16 protein-coding genes and 1 tRNA gene are annotated in these 17,792 nt (G+C 51.0%); 9 read left to right on the forward strand and 8 right to left on the reverse strand.

Features of this window, described 5'->3' with window-relative positions; all coding sequences use genetic code 11:
• Positions 1 to 203 precede the first annotated feature (203 nt).
• The 4 genes from VAE48_RS06305 (at position 204) to VAE48_RS06320 (ending at position 2,764) form a co-directional block, all read left to right on the forward strand.
• Positions 204 to 803, forward strand: coding sequence for an NfeD family protein (locus VAE48_RS06305; RefSeq protein WP_322792467.1), 600 nt, complete (start codon positions 204 to 206; stop codon positions 801 to 803).
• A 93-nt stretch (positions 804 to 896) separates the two neighbouring features.
• Positions 897 to 1,799 (forward strand): SPFH domain-containing protein, encoded by a 903-nt coding sequence (locus tag VAE48_RS06310; RefSeq protein ID WP_322792468.1) that lies wholly within the window; start codon positions 897 to 899, stop codon positions 1,797 to 1,799.
• A gap of 87 nt (positions 1,800 to 1,886) precedes the next feature.
• Positions 1,887 to 2,330 (forward strand): GNAT family N-acetyltransferase, encoded by a 444-nt coding sequence (locus VAE48_RS06315; protein WP_322792469.1) that lies wholly within the window; start codon positions 1,887 to 1,889, stop codon positions 2,328 to 2,330.
• A gap of 188 nt (positions 2,331 to 2,518) precedes the next feature.
• The gene (locus VAE48_RS06320; protein WP_322792470.1) at positions 2,519 to 2,764 is read left to right on the forward strand and encodes an SWIM zinc finger family protein; all 246 of its coding nucleotides are present in this window, start codon (positions 2,519 to 2,521) and stop codon (positions 2,762 to 2,764) included.
• A 78-nt stretch (positions 2,765 to 2,842) separates the two neighbouring features.
• Here the strand turns inward: VAE48_RS06320 and VAE48_RS06325 are convergent, their stop codons facing one another.
• Positions 2,843 to 4,300: an NAD(P)/FAD-dependent oxidoreductase gene (locus VAE48_RS06325; protein ID WP_416181028.1), complete on the reverse strand. Its 1,458-nt coding sequence runs from the start codon at positions 4,298 to 4,300 to the stop codon at positions 2,843 to 2,845.
• Between the two features lie 178 nt (positions 4,301 to 4,478).
• The gene (locus VAE48_RS06330) at positions 4,479 to 5,636 is read right to left on the reverse strand and encodes an IS256 family transposase (protein WP_322792472.1); all 1,158 of its coding nucleotides are present in this window, start codon (positions 5,634 to 5,636) and stop codon (positions 4,479 to 4,481) included.
• A gap of 281 nt (positions 5,637 to 5,917) precedes the next feature.
• Between VAE48_RS06330 and VAE48_RS06335 the strand changes: the two genes are divergently transcribed.
• The 3 genes from VAE48_RS06335 (at position 5,918) to VAE48_RS06345 (ending at position 8,071) form a co-directional block, all read left to right on the forward strand.
• Positions 5,918 to 6,358 carry a hypothetical protein gene (locus VAE48_RS06335; RefSeq protein ID WP_322792473.1) on the forward strand — a complete coding sequence of 147 codons (441 nt, stop codon included), beginning with the start codon at positions 5,918 to 5,920 and terminating at the stop codon, positions 6,356 to 6,358.
• A 214-nt stretch (positions 6,359 to 6,572) separates the two neighbouring features.
• Entirely contained in the window at positions 6,573 to 7,013 is a 441-nt protein-coding gene (locus tag VAE48_RS06340) for a hypothetical protein (protein ID WP_322792474.1), read from the forward strand.
• Positions 7,014 to 7,141: 128 nt separating this feature from the next.
• A complete protein-coding gene (locus VAE48_RS06345) occupies positions 7,142 to 8,071 on the forward strand; it encodes an LLM class F420-dependent oxidoreductase (protein ID WP_322792475.1) in 930 nt (309 codons plus the stop codon).
• Here the strand turns inward: VAE48_RS06345 and VAE48_RS06350 are convergent.
• The 5 genes from VAE48_RS06350 to VAE48_RS06370 form a co-directional block, all read right to left on the reverse strand.
• On the reverse strand, positions 8,068 to 10,131 hold the full coding sequence (locus VAE48_RS06350) for a nuclease-related domain-containing DEAD/DEAH box helicase (RefSeq protein WP_322792476.1): 2,064 nt from the start codon (positions 10,129 to 10,131) through the stop codon (positions 8,068 to 8,070). The genes VAE48_RS06345 and VAE48_RS06350 overlap by 4 nt on opposite strands.
• Positions 10,132 to 10,382: 251 nt before the next feature.
• Positions 10,383 to 10,473, reverse strand: a tRNA-Ser gene (locus VAE48_RS06355).
• Positions 10,474 to 10,541: 68 nt separating this feature from the next.
• Complete coding sequence (locus tag VAE48_RS06360; protein WP_322792477.1) at positions 10,542 to 11,999, reverse strand: DUF389 domain-containing protein; 1,458 nt, start codon at positions 11,997 to 11,999, stop codon at positions 10,542 to 10,544.
• On the reverse strand, positions 12,000 to 13,394 hold the full coding sequence (locus VAE48_RS06365) for an MBL fold metallo-hydrolase (protein WP_322792478.1): 1,395 nt from the start codon (positions 13,392 to 13,394) through the stop codon (positions 12,000 to 12,002). It abuts the gene before it with no gap.
• Between the two features lie 3 nt (positions 13,395 to 13,397).
• Positions 13,398 to 14,534 (reverse strand): ribonuclease D, encoded by a 1,137-nt coding sequence (locus VAE48_RS06370; RefSeq protein WP_322792479.1) that lies wholly within the window; start codon positions 14,532 to 14,534, stop codon positions 13,398 to 13,400.
• Positions 14,535 to 14,698: 164 nt separating this feature from the next.
• Here VAE48_RS06370 and VAE48_RS06375 point away from each other — a divergent pair, with 164 nt between their 5' ends.
• On the forward strand, positions 14,699 to 15,376 hold the full coding sequence (locus VAE48_RS06375; protein ID WP_322792480.1) for a response regulator transcription factor: 678 nt from the start codon (positions 14,699 to 14,701) through the stop codon (positions 15,374 to 15,376).
• A 3-nt stretch (positions 15,377 to 15,379) separates the two neighbouring features.
• Positions 15,380 to 16,738, forward strand: coding sequence for a sensor histidine kinase (locus VAE48_RS06380; RefSeq protein WP_322792481.1), 1,359 nt, complete (start codon positions 15,380 to 15,382; stop codon positions 16,736 to 16,738).
• 64 nt (positions 16,739 to 16,802) lie between these two features.
• Here the strand turns inward: VAE48_RS06380 and VAE48_RS06385 are convergent, their stop codons facing one another.
• Positions 16,803 to 17,579 carry a hypothetical protein gene (locus tag VAE48_RS06385; protein ID WP_322792482.1) on the reverse strand — a complete coding sequence of 259 codons (777 nt, stop codon included), beginning with the start codon at positions 17,577 to 17,579 and terminating at the stop codon, positions 16,803 to 16,805.
• Positions 17,580 to 17,792: the final 213 nt, after the last annotated feature.

Below are 17,792 nucleotides of genomic sequence, written 5' to 3' on the forward strand. Positions count from 1 at the left end.
CGTGCTCCTGGTGGGTAGGTGATACAGGGATAAGATAGTGGTAGAGATGGAAAGGCAGCCTGAGAAGGCTGTCTTCTCCGTTTAACCGCCGGAAGTGATACATTTCGTTTTGAGGTGGGGGTTTTGTCAGGTATAATTTTTATAGACAGGTGAGACCTGCACGTTTTTCTGCCAAAGGGTTGTTCTGGACAAGGAAGGTAGCCATGAATCCGCTGATGGATCCCAATGTTGCGTACGTTCTGCTGGTACTCGGGCTGGTTTTGGGGATTCTGGCGCTCTTCTCACCCGGAACCGGTTTACTGGAAATTGGGGCTTTGTTCGCCATTGTGCTGGCCGGTATTGGAGCGCTCAGCCTGCGCATCAACCCTTGGGCGCTGGGTGTACTGGTGGTTGGGGTCGTGCCATTTTATCTGGCGCTGCGTCGTTCCCGTCATTGGATTTTCTTACTGCTTACCATTGCAGCCGTCATCGCCGGGTCGGTATTTCTCTTTGAAACCGCCGAAGGTCAACCGGCGGTTAATTTCTGGCTGGCGCTGGTCACTTCACTGATCGTTATCCCAATTCTTTGGATCGTTGGGCGAAAAGGAATTGAAGCCATCGGTCGCGGAAAGGATTTTGATCTCAACCGCCTGATAGGATCGGTAGGAGAGGCGAAAACCGATATTTTTCGTGAGGGAGCAGTGTACGTGATGGGTGAGGAGTGGTCAGCGTGGAGCGAAGAGGAAATTCCGGCTGGTAGCAAAGTACGGGTAGTCAAACGGGATGGGTTAATCTTAAGGGTCGAAAAGGCGGATGAAGAATAGAAAAATCCCGAACAAGATCATCATATCCGAAAAGCTGTGTTCAAGACAGTCAACCAATAAAACAGTCAATCAAAGAAAAGGAGGTAAAGGAAAATGGAAGTCATCTATTGCCTAATAGGAATTGTGGTGCTGGGGGCGTTGATCTTCCTCGGCACGGCTCTCAAAATTGTTCCGGAATATCAACGATTGGTCGTGTTTCGCCTGGGACGCTGCATCGGCGCCCGTGGGCCAGGTCTGATCATCCTCATCCCCTTCATTGATCGGGCTGTGCGGGTGGATTTGCGCGAACAGGTGCGCGAAATTCCGGCTCAGACCTCGATTACTGCGGACAATGCGCCCATCTCGATTGATTTTCTGTGGTATTACAAAGTCTTTGACCCGGTTCAAAGTGTGCTGCAAGTAGGCAATTTTGAAATGGCGGCACAAGGTATTGCCACTACCACTCTGCGTTCAGTCATCGGCGGTATCATGCTAGATGGGGTACTTTCGGAGCGCGAGAAAATCAATCAGGCTTTGCGCGTCCGGTTGGACGAAGTGACCGAACGGTGGGGTGTCAAAGTCACCAATGTGGAAATCCGTGAGATCATCCCGCCGCGGGATGTGCAAGACTCGATGAATCGCCAGCTGGCAGCAGAGCGAACCCGTCGCGCTGTGGTTACCGAATCTTCGGGTCAGCGCGAAGCAGCTGTCAACATTGCTGAAGGCGAACGACAGGCTGCCATTCTGCGCGCAGATGGACAGAAACAGGCCGCCATTCTGCAGGCTGAGGGCGAAAAACAGGCGCAGTTGCTGCGCGCCGAAGGTTATGCGGCGGCGTTGGAACGCATCTTCTCGGTTGCCAGTACCATTGATCAGAAGACGATGACCCTGCAATACTTCGAAACCCTCAAAAATATCGGTATGGGTCAGTCCACCAAGTTCATCTTCCCGATGGAATTCACCAGTCTGCTGGGTGATTTTCTGAAAGGGCGCTACACACCGGAAAATAAAGAATAATCTCTACCTCGGAGAAACCCCACCCGACTGTAGTGAATCCGTTTCCGGTCGGGTGGGCGCTTTTTTACTAATACTCATTACTTTTCTATGGACTATCTCATCGAAAAAGCTGGTTGGCGGGATTTTTTAGACCTCTACCATTTGGAAAAAGTGGTATTTGAACAGGATGCCTGGCCGTGGTTTGATTTGTTGGTTGTCCTCATCTTTCCGGGTTTTGTGCGGTTGAAAGCGGTATCCAATGGTCACATGATTGGTTTTGTGGCGGGAGAGTTGCGCAGAGGAGATGGAGCCGGGTGGGTTGTGACTTTGGGGGTCTTGCCGGAGTATCGCCGCAAGGGGATTGGACACGCACTGCTCCGCCAGTGTGAATACCAGTTAAACAGCAAACGCATCCGTCTGTGTGTGCGTAAATCCAACCTGCCGGCTTTAAAGTTGTATCAGCAGGAGGGCTATGTAATATATACCACCTGGTTGAATTATTATCATGGCGGAGAAGATGCGCTGGTTTTAGAAAAGATTCTCCCAAATTAAGAGGTTTCTTAAAATTTAGGCCAGGTCGTTGACTTTACCGGTGAGTCGTTATAATATTATATAGAAAGGAAACGAGGCGCATCCAAATGCCTGTTTTTGTGACATATTCAAAATTCGGCTCATTTTCGGGGCACGCGTGATGACGCGTGCCTTTTTGTAAATTTAAAATCGAAAGGAGATCAGTTGAAATGGATTATGGGATGATCGGAAAGCGGGAAAAAGCCAGGCGATATGCACAGGAACGAGAGCGGATTCACTTCCATTCTTTTACCGTTACTATGGATGGGAACAACAATCCGCACCATATTCAATACGATAATGGACGTTGGCAGTGCGACTGCGACTTCTTCAAGACGCGCGGGGTTTGCAGCCATACGATGGCGCTTGAAATTGTATTGGAGAATATGCTGGCAGCGCCGGTGAATAATCCGTAGGTAGTGTTTGAGCAGCACAAAACAAGCCCGGCGCAACAAAACCGGGCTTGTTTTTTTACTAGGTTAGAGTTACAGGTCTTAAGTTTGTGCCAGTTTGAGGCGCGGTTTGGTTTGAACATACAGACCGTCAATAGCATCCTCTTGATTAAGGGCAAACAGACCTTCCACCGAAGAAAAGAAGCGCGCATTTTCACGGGCGGCTTTTAAGTCGTCACCCTGCAGACTGGCAAGGGCCTGTTTGTCTTTGCGGAAATTCAAGTTTTCGCTGATCCGTTCACTCATTTCCTTCAAAATGAAATGGCGGGTATTGCTTTGTGCATCGCGCAAATCACGAACGCCAGTAACCAGATTGAGAAAAGCCATCTTCAGGTTGCTTTCGTCCACATCTTCCTGAGTCAACCGTTGAGCTTCCCAGAAATAGGACTCTTTGCCGCGATTGATATCGTAAAATGCTGAGAGAAAGACCAGAAAACGCAGGTAAGCCTGCCGGTAGGCTTTTTCGAAAAAGGATACCGCCTGTTCTTCGCTGATTTCACCTTCAAACATCGTGATCAAGCCGGCAGCAGCCAGCATTGCGCTGAAAGTAGCCAGATGCACACCACTGGAAAGCAGGGGGTCGAGGAAACAAGCTGCATCTCCGACCATGAAGTAACCCGGACCGGAGAATTTTTCTGCGGTGTAGGAGTAATCCGTTTCGGTTTTTAGGTCGGAAACAAGTTCGGCCTCTTGCACAATGCGGGCGATCAAGGGCGATTCGCGCAACGCCTGCTGATAGATTTCCTCTAAGCCCAGAGACCGTTTGGCAGCTACAGCATCTTTGTGCATGACTACGCCAATGCTCATGGTGCCGTCATGCAAGGGGATAGCCCAAATCCATCCGTTAGGAATCGAGCCCACGGCAATATCGCCTTCGCGGCCGGTGGCGAGCCGGTCAGTGTTTTTCCAATAGCCCCAAAAAGCGATGTTCTTAAAGACCTGATGGTAACGCCGGTTGCGCAAATAGCGGTTTGCCATGATGCCATTGCGTCCGCTGGCATCTATCAAATAATCGAAAGTGATGGCACCGGTTTGACCAGCGCTGCCGTTTCCGGATTGATTAACCAGATAGGAAGCCAATACCGGACGTTCGCCATCGAATTCAAGGCTGCGTACCTCCACCCCTTCGAACACTTTTACGCCCTGGCTTTTGGCATGTTCGAGGAGCAGGTGATCGAATTCAGCGCGGGTCACTTGAAAACTGTATGTAGTATCGCCGGCGAGCTCACCAAAGTTAAGCGCCCACGTATCCCGGCCCCACTCCAGATAAGCGCCGTGTTTGCGCTGGAAGCCGAAGGCTTCCATTTTTTCGCGCATTCCCAGCAGGTTGATGACATCAATCATGGTTGGTAGCAATGATTCGCCAATGTGATAGCGCGGAAAACGAGATGCTTCCAAAAGAGTCACTTCGATGCCGGCTCTGGCGAGTAAAGTGGCGGCAGTAGCGCCGCCGGGGCCGCCGCCCACGACCAGAATTTTAGAATGAGATGGAATTTCCAGCATAAAAACCTGCCCTTCGGAAAAACGGATAATTTTTACTCTATTTATAGATTATCCAAGTCAACAATTGGCTTGTCAAGGGGATATTTCTTCTAGGCTTCTTATAAAAAAATATTTTTTAGGAGAGGATTACGCAACTCTTTTTCTGTAAAATCGAGCCAGAAATATCCATTTTTCTTTAACAATTCAATGACTTGCTAGCACAATAATGTTTTCCAATTTGCCACTCCTCGCTGATCTCCATCAGCATCGCCGAGATCAATCTTAAACAAGACGCTTCGTTCGGGAAAACTCCAACGACTCTGGTCCTTCTGCGGATCTCCTTGTTGATCCGCTCCAGGCTGTTGGTGGTGCGGATCAACCTGCGGTGCTCAAGCGGAAAATCAAAGACCGTGAAACCATCTGCCAGGTTTTTCTCCAGCCAGGCGGATAAGCGCGGAGCTGAGACGGCATACTTCTGGATAGCAGCCTGCAGGAACTCCTCTGCAGTCTTGCGATCTGGGGCATTAAACATCGCACGAATATCGGCGGCCACCTCCATGCGCATGGCCTGTTTGGGCACGTAAGCGCCTGCGTTCTGCTGCAAGTGGAATTGGCATCTTTGCCACGGCGCACTGCCCAAAACGGCTCTTCGGGCCGCTCCCAGGCCGCTGTGGTCATCGCTGATCACGAGATTCACACCGTGCATGCCACGGTCTTTCAGAGCCTTCAGGAAGGCTTTCCAGTGGCTTTCGTGCTCGCTGAGAGAGGTGGAAACCCCTAAAACCTGCCGTTCGCCCTCTGGAGTGATGCCTGTGGCCAATAAAACCGCCGCATCACGCACTTGTCCAGCCTCGCGCACCTTTTCGTAGCGCGCATCCAGGTAGAGATCAGTGATTTCGCCCAGCGGTCTTTCCCGCCATTGCTGCAGCACCTCATCCAGTTGCGCAACTGCCCGGCTGACCTGCATGGCAGATATTTCGACACCGCACAGTTGTTCCGTGATGGCTTTGACCTTGCGGGTGGACACGCCCTGGACATACATCTCCGCCAGGGTGGTTACCAACGCTCGCTCGCTGCGCAGTCCCTTTTCCAAGGCCGATGGATAAAAGCCGCCTTCCCGTACCTGTGGAATGGCAAAGGTGATCTCCCCAACCCGCGTTCTGACCGTTTTCGGCTTGTATCCGTTAGCATGCCCTTTACGATCCTCCGTCCGTTCGTACTCGCCAGCTTGCAAATACCTGGCTCGCTCGACTTGCATGATATTGTTGATCAGAACACGCATCAGTTCTGGGACACCTTCCAATCCCTTTTCCATCAGCTCTTGTGCAAAGGTATAATCATTTTGGTGAGTCATGTTGTTCTCCTTTTGGATTATGGCAATCACTAAGGATACTTCTGACTCACCAATTTTGTTAAGGTCCTGGAATTTACAGAAAATATGTTACACCAACTAGGAGAGACTGTAAAAATGAAAAATTATTGATAAAAAAACTATACAAAGTATTGAATTTGCACAATGTATAACGTATTATTTAAAAGCAGACCGTAATCCATCTTCGATCGATTTCAACAGACGGAGAAAGGGTTTATCGGACCAAATTCTTCATCTTGTTTAAATTAAGGGAGAAATAAGAAATGAAACCGTTTGCAAAAATCGTATCCATGATTGCTGTTCTGGCGTTGTTCTTCGGTTTCGCCATCAGCCCAGTACAGGCCGAAACCAAAGGCGATGAATGTGAAACTTTCTTCGTCAATGTCAGCCATGGCATCAATGGTACTCGGCTTGGTCTTTCAAAAGATTTACCGGTCATTGCCTATGTCTACAAAGATGGTGACGTACTTGCAAAAATTCCATTGGTGTTCAAACAAACCTTCCAGGCAGAATTGCCCATTGGTGAATATACCATAGAGGTCTTCTCGGAAGAGTTGGGTGCTTTCATCGATTCAATGAAGGTAGGACCGGTCGAGATTCCCGGTTGTGTCAAAGTTAATTTGCTGGCTCGTTTGGGTGAACAAGGTGAACCCACCATTCGCGTTTTGGTACGTGAGTTAGCCAGCAAAGCCTCAAGCCGCTAAGTTCCATTCCTTTTTAGCCCTTTTTCCCCGGTCTGTCCACCGCCAGCTTTGCTGGCGGTTTTTTGTGAAATAACCGCAACTTATTGTTGACAATTTTTATAAAAGTGATATATTAATTATGTGGGTGTTGATCAATCCGATTACCCCCACGAAACAACGCTTTTTGGGGGTTACGGATTGAAATTGTTCTTTTTTTCAAAAATGTGGAGGAAAAATGAAAACCATCGTTCGTGTTTTTTCAATTATTATGTTCCTAAGCTTGTTGGTGGGGTTTTCCTACTCACCGGTGGAGGCGGGCGGTAGATGTCCAACCTTCATTGCGCACATCACACACGGCATTGACGGCACAAAACTGGGCCTTTCTCAGGAATTGCCGGTGATTGTTGAAGTTTATTTTGGCCCGAATCTCAAACTGGTTGACAAAATTGACTTAAAATTCAAACAAAGTTTCACTGCCGAACTTCCCCGCGGAACTTACCTGATTAAGGTATTTTCCGTTGAATTGAATGAATATGTCGAATCGATGACGACCGGGCCAGTTGAAATTCCTGGCTGCAAAAAAGTCATCTTCCAGGCCCGTCTGGTGGGGGAAGAAGCCGTGATCAACGTAATCATCCGTGATCTGGCTCCCAAGCCGGTGGAGGTTGCTCAGTAGGCTTACGCCCCTGTTTTATAATTGAATAATCGAATCTCCAGCGCCGTTATGAAATTGATGACGGCGCTGGACGTTTGCAGGGCGGCTGGTTTGGTAGAATAAGTGTAGCATAAGCGGGAGGATTGCCCATGGAATTAGCCATCATGATTGAGGGTCAAAATGGCTTGAACTGGCCGCGCTGGCAGCGGATCGTTACGGCTGTGGAGGAACTGGGTTTCGCCGGTCTGTACCGTTCCGATCACTTTACCAATGCCCGCCCGCCGGACAAGGACTCGCTGGAATTATGGGTTTCGCTCACCTGGCTGGCGGATCATACCCGCCGTATTCGTTTTGGGCCGCTGGTAACGCCGTTTTCATTCCGTCATCCGGCGCTCACGGCACGCATGGCAGCTGCTGTGGACGACCTTTCCGGCGGACGATTGACCCTGGGGGTGGGGGCTGGCTGGCAGGAACGCGAACACGATTTGTTTGGTTTTGAATTACTGCCACCCCATGAACGTTTTGAGCGATTTGAAGAAGGAGTACGCGTGCTCAGGCAACTGCTGAGGGTCAACCAGCCGGTAAGTTTCATCGGGCAGTATTATCGCCTTAAGGAGGCTCAGGTGCTGCCTGCACCTCAGCGGGGTGCCCACCTGCCTATTTTGATTGGCGGCAACGGCAGAAAGCGCACCCTGCCTCTGGCAGCCAGATATGCCGATGAATGGAATGCAATTTTCCTTACGCCGTCAGCCTTTTGCGAATTGAACCGGTATTTGGATGAACTTATTTTCCAGGCAGGACGCCAGCCCGCAGAAGTGGAGCGTTCCATGATGACCGGCCTTGTATTTGGTAAAGATTCAGCGGCTTTGGAAGAGAAAATGCAAACCTATGGCGGCGGGGGCTGGAAAACCGAGGATCTGCGCGCTAGGGGGATGATTGTGGGTACTGCCGATGAGGTCTTGAGCCAAATTAACGCATTGCGTGAGGCAGGCGTTCAACGCTTGATGCTGCAATGGCTGGATCTGGATGACCTGAATGGCCTGGAAGCGCTGGCCAGCAGCGTATTGGCGAAACTCTAACTGACAAAATCCACCAGGCCGCTCTTGTACAACTCCTGAAAGACCGCTGGGAGCTCATTCATATAACTGAGATAGAGGTAATTGCGTGCGCGGGTCATGGCCATGTAGAATAAGCGGCGTTCCTGAGACTCTTTGTTTTGTCTTTGAGGGTCATTTTCGGAAAGTTTAAAGGTGCGGTGCAGGAAAGGTAAAATGACCGCTTCAAGTTCTAATCCTTTGAAGGCATGGATGGTGCTAACCTCAACATCGTAACCCTTAAGTCGGGATTTCAGCCTGTCAATATCATCCCGAAAGCGCACCAAAATGCCAATTTGATTGTCGCGTAAGCCCTGGCTGCGCAACGTCTGAATGGTATTCAAGATGAAATTGACCTCATCCATTACGCTGCGACACTTACGCAGCAGCGGAGGCTGACCGTGGCGCATCGTTTGCGGGTTGAGAGCCGGTGTTACCTGTTCACCCTCTTCGGCAAGCGACTGTTGTATTTCCTCAAAATTTTCGATTAAGCGATAGGCTGCCTGATAAATTTCGAAAGTATTCCGGTAAGGTGTTCTCAGCCAGCGTGTACGCCCAACCACCGCAATGCCCTTCTCCTTCCAGCTGAAGTAGCGATAAATGCTCTGTGATGGATCGTCCGACAAAAACAGAAAGCCGTCCGGTTTCAAGATTGCCTGAATGACTTTGAACCAAAAGGGCGCCCAGTCCTGTGCCTCATCAATCAAAATCGCATCGTAAAGTTCAATGTGTGCTTCGCCGCTTTCCAGTTTTTTGAAGGCAAGCCGATGAGCTTCGTTCCAATCCCAGTGGTTATTGGTTTGCAGGTATTGCTGGTAAGTTTTGTAAACCTGAAAGATTTCTTGGCGTTGTTCTCGTCCGAGGCGAAGGTCGCGTCCAATACCGCGCCGTTCAATGTTCAGGTATATTTCAATCTGGTCAATTCCCATATCGCGCAACCACTTGATTTCGTTTTCCAACTCGTTGGGTTTGAATTCGGCAAGCGCTGGAGTAGAGAGGCGATTTTCCTTCAGCCAATCCTGAAATTCAATCAATTGAGAATCATCGAGGCGTGTGATGGAACGACACAGAGCATCGAAGGTAAGTGGTTTAATGGCTGTTCCCTGAAAAGCGCGTTCCAACATTTGTTGCAGGGCTTTATTGTAGGTGAAAACGCCGATTTTCCATTCAGGATACTGCGCAGCCAGGAATTTAGCGCGTTGAATCATCACCAGTGTTTTACCACTGCCTGAAAAGCCGCGCACCAGTCGGATGGCAAAGTTGTGGGCTAGTTTTTTGCCCTCAAGCGGCAGTTCTTCCGTTTGGGGAGCTTCCCCTAATTGTTCAAAGAGCGCTTCCTGGAGGGCACTATCTTCGCGTTTGCTAAGGCGAACGGGTTTTTGCGGTTCTTCGCTACGAATGGGTTCGGCAACAATTTTCTCTTGCTGCTCATCCAGCACTATGCTGCGGTGATCTTCACTGGTGAATTCCACAATCGGATAAATGGTGGAACGGATATGGTCGAGTTCCTCGCGAGTGAGCGAACGCATTCGTTCGGCGGGAAATAAATTTTTCAAGCCCTTGAGCAAGATATCGGCGTTTTCTAGCTGCTGTTTGCCCAGTACAAATTCTTCCCCCCAAACCTTTTGCAGTTGAGTGATGACACTCGCGGGCAAGTTGGGCAGCACGGCTGCGTATCCCCATGGAATGGCTTCGCCGGGCAACCCGCTGTTTCGCCGGTGATTGATTTCACTAGAGAGTGCTATGGCATAATTGCGGGCAGTTTCAACCGGATTGGCTTCTCGCCGTTCTTTGTTGTCCCGTGTCCGAATGATGGCTTCGTGAGGGGTGGCTTTTATAATTTGAATCCAATCCTTGACCTCAAGGACAATCACGCCGTAATTGGTGACAACGGTGAAATCGGGGTATTTCAAATCGCGGCTTTTGTGGATGGGTGTTTCCACATAAATGTTGAACTCTTTCGGTAAATTGTTTTTGAGATGTTTGAGCGTTTCTTTTTCGCCGTGAGTGGCGTTTTCCCGCAGAAAACCAATTGTTTCTGCCATCTGCCTCCCTCCTCTCTGCTCGTTTGTCATTGATATAATTTTAATGGAAAAATTGAGAAGAGTGGCGGTTCCGGTGATGGCCCGTATCTCTGTTTTTCAGCCGCCTTCAGCAGAATTCATGAGGCGAAAACCAGTATCTGAGGGGGTAAAATCACTTGTAGGCAATCACCGGAGTGAAAATTGAACCTACCCATTAGAAAGGATGAATATCATCCGCTATTAGGTTACAAGCATTGGTAATAGTTTTTCCTTGGCGGAGAGGGTGGGATTCGAACCCACGGTGGAGGAAGCCTCCACAACGGTTTTCGAGACCGCCCCAATCGGCCGCTCTGGCACCTCTCCAGGGTGCTGGTATTATAGCAGAATAGCTCCAATTTTTGAAAGGAATTGAGGGGACGGGCTGTACAGAGTTACGGGGTAGGCTCGGGTTGTGGGGTTGGAGAACGAAGATAAATTTCCGGTATCCAACCGACTCGATTTTCACCATCCCGCACCTGTACCCAAACCAGACCCTGATGAATCTGGGTTTGATAAAGACGAAAAATCGGTTTACCCGGTTCAATGTAACCAATGACCGGTCCGCCGGGTTGCTGATAAATGCGCAATGGCGGTAATGTGACCGGGCCGACCTGCACTTGCTGCGGAAGGCTGGTGGCTGTCGGGGTGGCGGATGGGGTTGATGTTGATGTGCTGGTTGGGGTTGCTGTCGGTGTTTTGGTCGGTGTGGTTGTTGAGCTTGGAGTGGGTGAAGGCCCAATGGTGAGAGTGGGTGTTAGGGACGGAGTGGGAGTGGCAGTTGGTGGCTTCAATGGGTCCAATCTCTCTGCAAAAACCTGATTAACTTTGAGTGAGACAGGTTGATTCAATTCGTTTACCAGTGACTCTTGAAGAGCAACAACCTGATCATAACGCAGCAGACGATTGGTGCGGATGGTGAGGACTATATCCAGGCCTTCTGTGCCGTGTTGGATGGACATTTCATCTATTTCGCTATTGTTAATTTTGGTCACCTGTTCGGTTATTACTTCCCGAATCTTCCGATTAAAATTGGCTTCTTCAAAAAAGCGAAAGCTGTAAAAAGTAAGGGGAAAGAGCAGCAATATCATTAACCCGGCAGAAAGAAACAAACTCTGAGGCAGACGTTTCTCACGCCGGATGCGACGAGACCCCAATCCCCTTAAGAAGAAAACCAGGCCAGCGGCAAACGCTATGGTGACCGCATTGGTGATGAACAACAAAGTCGCTCCGCCAGCAACTTCCATATTGTTGAAAGCCAGACCAATGCCAATTGTGCAAAGTGGAGGCATCAAAGCCGTAGCAATGGCAACTCCAGGCAAGGCAGCCGAAAGGTTCTCACGCGTCAGAGCATATGCAGCCGCAAATCCTCCCGCCAGAGCGATCATCAGATCAATCGGAGAAGGATGAGTTCGACTCATGACCTCCTCAGGCAGCTGCTGGAGATAGAGTATTGGCAGATTGATGTTAATGACGGTGAGTAAAAACGAAAGCAAAACGGCCAAAAGAGCGCCGCGCAACAGAGCACTCACGGCATCTTTAAGGATTCGACTATCTCCAATTACCGAGGCCAACCCAATTGTTAGGATGGGAGACATTAAGGGTGCTACCAGCATGGCGCCGATAATAACCGCAGGTGAGTCGGTCAGTAAACCAAGTGTGGCAATGCTGGTAGAAAGCACCACCAGCAGGGAAAAATCAAACCCCGGTGAGGCGAGCGGGGTGAGAACTGTGATAATTTCTTCTCGTTCCGCGGATGTCAGTGGGCGTGCGCCTTTCCAAAAAAAGCGCAGTATCCTTTCAGTAAAACTTGGCGGGTGTTTTTCCTGGCTCATGTTAACGTTATAAGGCATTTACACTTCAAAGAAACTGCCCTTTGGGGGGTAGTAAATATCCTTGAATCCTGTGTCTTTCAACCTTGCCGTCAATGCAGTCGCGGCGTTGGCTTCACCGTGTACCAGAAACAATTTCTGGATAAAGGTCTGGCTGGCCTGTGCGTACTTGACCAACAGATTCTGTCCGGCGTGCGCCGAAAAACCTCCAATGGTGACCACTTCGGCACGGCGTTCGCACAATTCCCCGAAGATGCGCACAACCGGTTCGCGCTCAGCCAATCGGCGGCCGAGCGTGTTGGGCGCCTGCCATGAAACGATCAGCACGGTGTTGCGCGGATTTTGCAGATTGTTGCGTAAATGGTGTAAAATCCGTCCGTTTTCCGCCATGCCGGATGCAGATATGATTATCATCGGCTCTTGCCGTTCGTTCAGGGCTTTGGATTCTTCCACCGATTGGATGTAGGTTAGTTGTGGAAAGCTCAATGCGGGATGCGTGCCATTCCGCACAAATTCCTGCGTTTCGGCATCGAACAAATCGGCGTGTTTTTGGAACACGCGGGTGGCGTTGACCGCCAGCGGACTGTCTACAAATACTGGCAGCGGGTCAATATCACCCTCGCTGACCATGCGATTCAAACAGTATACCAGTTCCTGTGTGCGTCCAACTGCAAATGCGGGGATGATGATTTTTCCCTTGCGTGCAACCGTACGGCGGATGGTGTCGCGCAATTCAATATAGGCTTCTTCGGGGTCGCGGTGGGGTTTATCGCCGTAAGTGCATTCCATGATTAGCAGATCGGCTTGTTGTGGCAGAACAGGGTCGTGCATTAGCGGCAGCCGTTCTCTGCCAATATCCCCGGAAAACCACAACCGAAAGTGGCGGCCTTTTTCTTCAATGTCCAGCACTATGGCGGCTGAACCGAGGATGTGACCGGCATCTTCAAAGCGGGCCTGCACGCCGCGAATGGGTTCAAATGTCTGGGTGTAGGGAATGCCCTTCAAGTGGCTAGCAACCTCCGCGGCATCCGCCTGGGTGTACAACGGTGAAATGGGGGGGGCGCCGCGTTTGGCGCGTTTGCGGTTGACAAACTCTGCATCGGCTTGCTGGATATGCCCTGAATCTTGCAGCATGACATCCGCCAGATCAGCCGTGGCGGGTGTGGCATAAACTTTGCCCTCAAAACCTTGCTTGATAAGATTGGGCAGGTTTCCGCTGTGGTCAATGTGAGCGTGCGAGAGGATCACCGCATTCAGTGAATCGGGTTCAAAAGGAAAGTGCAGGTTGGTTTGATAGGTGTCTTTGCGGTGACCTTGAAACAAGCCACATTCCAGCAGCAACCGATCTCCGTTGACTTCCAGAAGATATTGAGAACCGGTAACGGTTTGGGCGGCGCCGTTGAAGTGAATGCGCATCGTTTAGTTCCCTTTTTGAAGAATTTTCCAGATCTGATTGCCAAATTTTTCACGCCGCCAGGGGAAGTCTTTCATCAGGATATCCAGGTCGGCACGGCAGGTGGGTGAAGCGAAGGCAATTTTCTCCAACGCACTGCGCGGCAAGATGACATCCGATTCAACGCCCATCTGGCGGGCGGTTTTCTTGCGCCATTCTTTGAGGAGTTCCATGCGTTCCAGAATGTGCTCATCAGGGCGGTGGTTGGAATTGCGCGGCGGAGGGGAGGTGTGCAGGCCGCTGCGGATTGCCTGAATGACCCCTGCGGCGTGGCGTCTCCACTGAACAGGAGAAAGTAATTGCAAGTGAAACAGCTCTTCTGTGCTTTGGGGAGCGGTTTCAGAAAGGCGAATCAGCACTTCGTTCGGGAGAATTTTAAACGGTGGCAGATTGGCAAGACGCGCCTGCTGATCGCGGTATTCAATGAGCGCCTGCAAAATGGCGTGCTGCTGGGGGGTCAGGTCTTTACCGCTGCCAATTCGCCAGGCGTTGAGCGGCTGAGGTTCGGGATTGGGGGCAGCATTACGAGCCAGATAGTCGAAATCTTCCTGAGCCAGCAGCATCAGGCGGCGTTTTTCCAGTTCTTCGGCCAGTCGGTTACGCAGCTGGATAAGATAGTGGGTGTCCAAACGGGCATATGAAAGCATCGCCGGGGATAGAGGTCTTTCTCCCCAGTTGGCACGCTGGTAACGTTTTTCCAGTTTGATGCCAAATTCCTCTTCGAGAATATCCCCCAGGCCGATTTTCTTTCTGCCCAGAATGCGGGCTGCCTGCATCGTATCGAAAATCTGGTGGAATTCAAAACTAAAATCACGTTTGAGGCAGATCAGGTCATACTCGGCAGCATGAAAGATTTTTTCAATCTCACGGCTTGCAAAAAGTGGGGCAAGCGCAGAAAGATCGGCAAGAGCCAGCGGGTCTACCAGATAATCTACGGAGGGGGTTGAAAATTGAATCAAACAGACCTGCTCACGATAGGCAAACAAACTGTTCGATTCGGTGTCCACCGCAACGTGTGAAAATTTCAGCAGGTCGTTGACCATTCGATGGAGGGTTTCAGGTTGGTCCACCCATACGGGCGGCGGTAAAGCGTTATCGGTCATGGTGTGGATTATAGCCGATTTTCGTTTTATCAAAATAGGTACACTAAATTTCGAGTAAAAATGGCGGCTTTAGATTAAAATTTCTTCAATAGTGTCCCCCGTGTGGGGTATAGGATGAAAAAATTTTTGGCGCAGATAGGATATAGTAACCATAAGGAGGGGCTATGAAAGAGCGAATTCTGATCATTGAAGATGATGAAGCAATCGTGCGGGTCTTGCGGCGCAGTCTTGCTTATGAGGGCTATACGGTGGATGCTGCGTTTGACGGTGAAACAGGGTTGGCTCTGGCACGGGATGCGCACCCCGATCTGGTCATATTGGATTGGATGCTGCCCGGCATGGATGGGCTGGAAGTATGCCAGCGTTTGCGGGCCGGTGGGAATGTGCCCATTCTCATGTTGACCGCCAAGGATACGGTCAGCGACCGGGTGCAGGGACTGGATGCCGGCGCGGATGATTACATGGTCAAGCCCTTCCAGCTGGAAGAATTGCTGGCGCGCGTACGGGCCTTGCTGCGCCGCACTCAACCGGAGCGCGTGCCGGTGCTCAATTTTGCCGACCTGGTGCTGGATACCTCTACCCGACAGGCAATGCGTAAAGGCCGTACAATTTCCCTAACCGCTAAAGAGTATGACTTGTTAGAGCTGTTCATGCGCCATCCGCGCCAGGTGCTTACCCGTGAAATGATCTTCGACCGGGTATGGGGTTATGATTTTGGCGGTGAAAGCAATGTGCTGGATGTGTATATTCGTTACCTGCGCCAAAAACTGGAGAGCGAGGGGGAAAACCGTCTGATTCACACCGTGCGCGGTGTGGGCTATGTCCTGCGCGAAGACGAATAAGGAATGTCCCTGCGACTGCGCCTTTCAATCACATACAGTGCGCTGGTTGGCGTAGTCTTGTTGTTATTCGGATTTCTGGTTTTTTCAATCGTCAGTCAGGTGCTGCTGGAACAAATTGACAGCCGGCTCAGCCAGTCTGCCAATCAGATCATCGAACGGCTGCGGGTGAGCGCTAATAATCAGTTTGATATTCGCCAGTTATCCGCCTACCAGCCGACCGAAAATTTACTCTTTCAAGTGTGGGATACCGAACGGCGCTTGCAGTTCAGTCGTCCGGTTGGGCTGACCAGTCCACTGGATGAGGCCGGTGTACGATTGGGGCAGGTGTTTTTCAGTTCTCAATCCATCAACGGTGTTCGGGTGCGGGTGCTTTCGGTGCCGCTGCGTACCAACCGCGGGCCGGTGGGCTATCTGCAGGTGGGATTGAGCCTGGCGCTGGTAGAAATTACCCAAAACACACTGGCAACCGTGTTGATTGCGCTGACGATTACCTTGATGATTGTGGTACTGGTAACCACATGGGCGTTGACGGGTGAGGCGCTGGCTCAGCTGGAAACGGTGACCCAGGTTGCCACGCAAATCACCCAGGCCGATGACCTTTCACGGCGCATTCCGGTGGCAGCAACGGCTGAGGATGAGGTCAGCCGCCTGATTCGAGCCTTCAACCAGACTCTGGAGCGGTTGGAAAAATTATTTGCCACCCAGCGCAGATTTCTAGCGGATGTCAGCCACGAATTGCGCACCCCGCTGACGGTGATTAAGGGCGAGGTGGGGTTAATGCGCCTGACGAACGAATTGGATGAAGAATCGCTGCGCAGCATTGAGAAAGAAGTGGACCGCCTGAGCCGTCTGGTGGGGGATTTGTTGCTGCTGGCGCAGGCGGAATCGGGTCAGCTGCCGTTGGAGCTGAAACCGGTCGAGCTGGATACCATTCTACTGGAGGTCATCCAGCAAATGCAAGTGCTGGCGAGCGGCAAGGTCAATTTGCGCCTGGAGGAAATTGATCAGGTACTGATCAACGGTGACCGCGACCGCCTGAAACAGGTTATTCTCAATCTGGTGTCCAATGCGGTCAATTACACTCCGGTGGGTGGAGAAGTGCGCTTGTGGCTCGGTAAGATAGAACAGCGTGCCTGTTTGAAAGTGGAAGACACCGGGCCGGGCATACCACCCGAAGACCTGCCGTACATCTTCGACCGCTTTTATCGCGGCGACCCATCCCGCAAGCGCACCGAGAGCAGCGGTTTTGGGCTGGGGCTGTCCATTGCAAAGTGGATTGTTGACCGGCATGGGGGGCAGATTGAGGTGGAGTCGCAGGTCGGTAAGGGGACGCGTTTTACCGTCTGGCTGCCGCTGGCGTAATAAAAAAAAGGGCAGGTGGACGGCGGAGGAACGTCCATGCCTGCCCGCTGTGGGAAAGGTACGCTCACAACTTGAGGTTGGTTTGTCGTGAGCTGGTCGTCTGTGAAGTAGTGGGTGCGCGCAGCGAAGAACGTGCCTGCATGTTGTGGTAGGTAGGTTCCGGACGGGGTGCCAGCCCTTCGCTGCTCAGGCCGGGGCGGGGAACAACCGTGCGGCGACTGGACAGGCTGGCGTTGTTCAGCCCGGCGGGAGAAGCGCTGGCAGTTGGCATGGTTGCCGGCCGGCTGGTGCGCTGACTTGAGCCAGCAAAGGTTGGACGCGTTGGCGCAGTAGAGAAGATTCGCTCACCGGCGATGGAGAGAGAACCGATAATCAAAATGCGGATGATCCAGACCATCAAAGCAACGAAAACCGGGACAACATTCATCAGGGTGTCCTGATCAATGACCGCCGTGCTGGAAACGGGATGGCTGGCAATGGCCATTGAAACACCCCACCAGGTTAACACGGCATTCATGGTAGCTGCCAGCAGCCAGGCGCCCAGCAGGTACCAGACTTCCTTGGGCTCATCACGGCCCTGTTCAGGGGTGAACAGGCGCGCAATGCCGGCAAAGTCAATCCCGCAAAAGGCAATCGAGAGAATGGTAGCCCAGCGGATGCCAGCGAAACGTAAATCTCCGAGCAGGTCACGCAAGGCAAAATCGGTGGTGGAGTAGTTGAAGATCTCGAAGGCGATTAAAGCGGAAAGAATGATCAAGCCGAAGAGCAGCCCGGGCCGCAGCCGAACGCCGGAAAACAATTTCGACAAAGACCAACTGTCGGGATGGGAAGAGAGGTTCATTTTCGTTATCTCCTTTTTATCTGCTATTTGAGAAAAAGCAACTGGCTTTTTCATATAATAGAACATATATTCTATTTTGTCAATAGGCAATTTTCATATAGAGAGTGTTGAAAAAGTCACATATGGGGGCTGCTTTTCGCAATTTTGGCAAAAATACCACCACAGGTGGGGGTTGACCTAAGTTTTTCAACACCCTCTTCATATATATCCCAA

The sequence above is a fragment of the Bellilinea sp. genome (assembly GCF_034432615.1).
GTDB lineage: Bacteria > Chloroflexota > Anaerolineae > Anaerolineales > Anaerolineaceae > Bellilinea.

Coding starts and splice junctions, on each gene's coding strand:
- VAE48_RS06305 (WP_322792467.1), top strand. CDS start 204: ATGAATCCGCTGATGGATCCCAATGTTGCGTACGTTCTGCTGGTACTC.
- VAE48_RS06310 (WP_322792468.1), top strand. CDS start 897: ATGGAAGTCATCTATTGCCTAATAGGAATTGTGGTGCTGGGGGCGTTG.
- VAE48_RS06315 (WP_322792469.1), top strand. CDS start 1,887: ATGGACTATCTCATCGAAAAAGCTGGTTGGCGGGATTTTTTAGACCTC.
- VAE48_RS06320 (WP_322792470.1), top strand. CDS start 2,519: ATGGATTATGGGATGATCGGAAAGCGGGAAAAAGCCAGGCGATATGCA.
- VAE48_RS06330 (WP_322792472.1), bottom strand. CDS start 5,636: ATGACTCACCAAAATGATTATACCTTTGCACAAGAGCTGATGGAAAAG.
- VAE48_RS06335 (WP_322792473.1), top strand. CDS start 5,918: ATGAAACCGTTTGCAAAAATCGTATCCATGATTGCTGTTCTGGCGTTG.
- VAE48_RS06340 (WP_322792474.1), top strand. CDS start 6,573: ATGAAAACCATCGTTCGTGTTTTTTCAATTATTATGTTCCTAAGCTTG.
- VAE48_RS06345 (WP_322792475.1), top strand. CDS start 7,142: ATGGAATTAGCCATCATGATTGAGGGTCAAAATGGCTTGAACTGGCCG.
- VAE48_RS06350 (WP_322792476.1), bottom strand. CDS start 10,131: ATGGCAGAAACAATTGGTTTTCTGCGGGAAAACGCCACTCACGGCGAA.
- VAE48_RS06360 (WP_322792477.1), bottom strand. CDS start 11,999: ATGCCTTATAACGTTAACATGAGCCAGGAAAAACACCCGCCAAGTTTT.
- VAE48_RS06365 (WP_322792478.1), bottom strand. CDS start 13,394: ATGCGCATTCACTTCAACGGCGCCGCCCAAACCGTTACCGGTTCTCAA.
- VAE48_RS06370 (WP_322792479.1), bottom strand. CDS start 14,534: ATGACCGATAACGCTTTACCGCCGCCCGTATGGGTGGACCAACCTGAA.
- VAE48_RS06375 (WP_322792480.1), top strand. CDS start 14,699: ATGAAAGAGCGAATTCTGATCATTGAAGATGATGAAGCAATCGTGCGG.
- VAE48_RS06380 (WP_322792481.1), top strand. CDS start 15,380: ATGTCCCTGCGACTGCGCCTTTCAATCACATACAGTGCGCTGGTTGGC.
- VAE48_RS06385 (WP_322792482.1), bottom strand. CDS start 17,579: ATGAACCTCTCTTCCCATCCCGACAGTTGGTCTTTGTCGAAATTGTTT.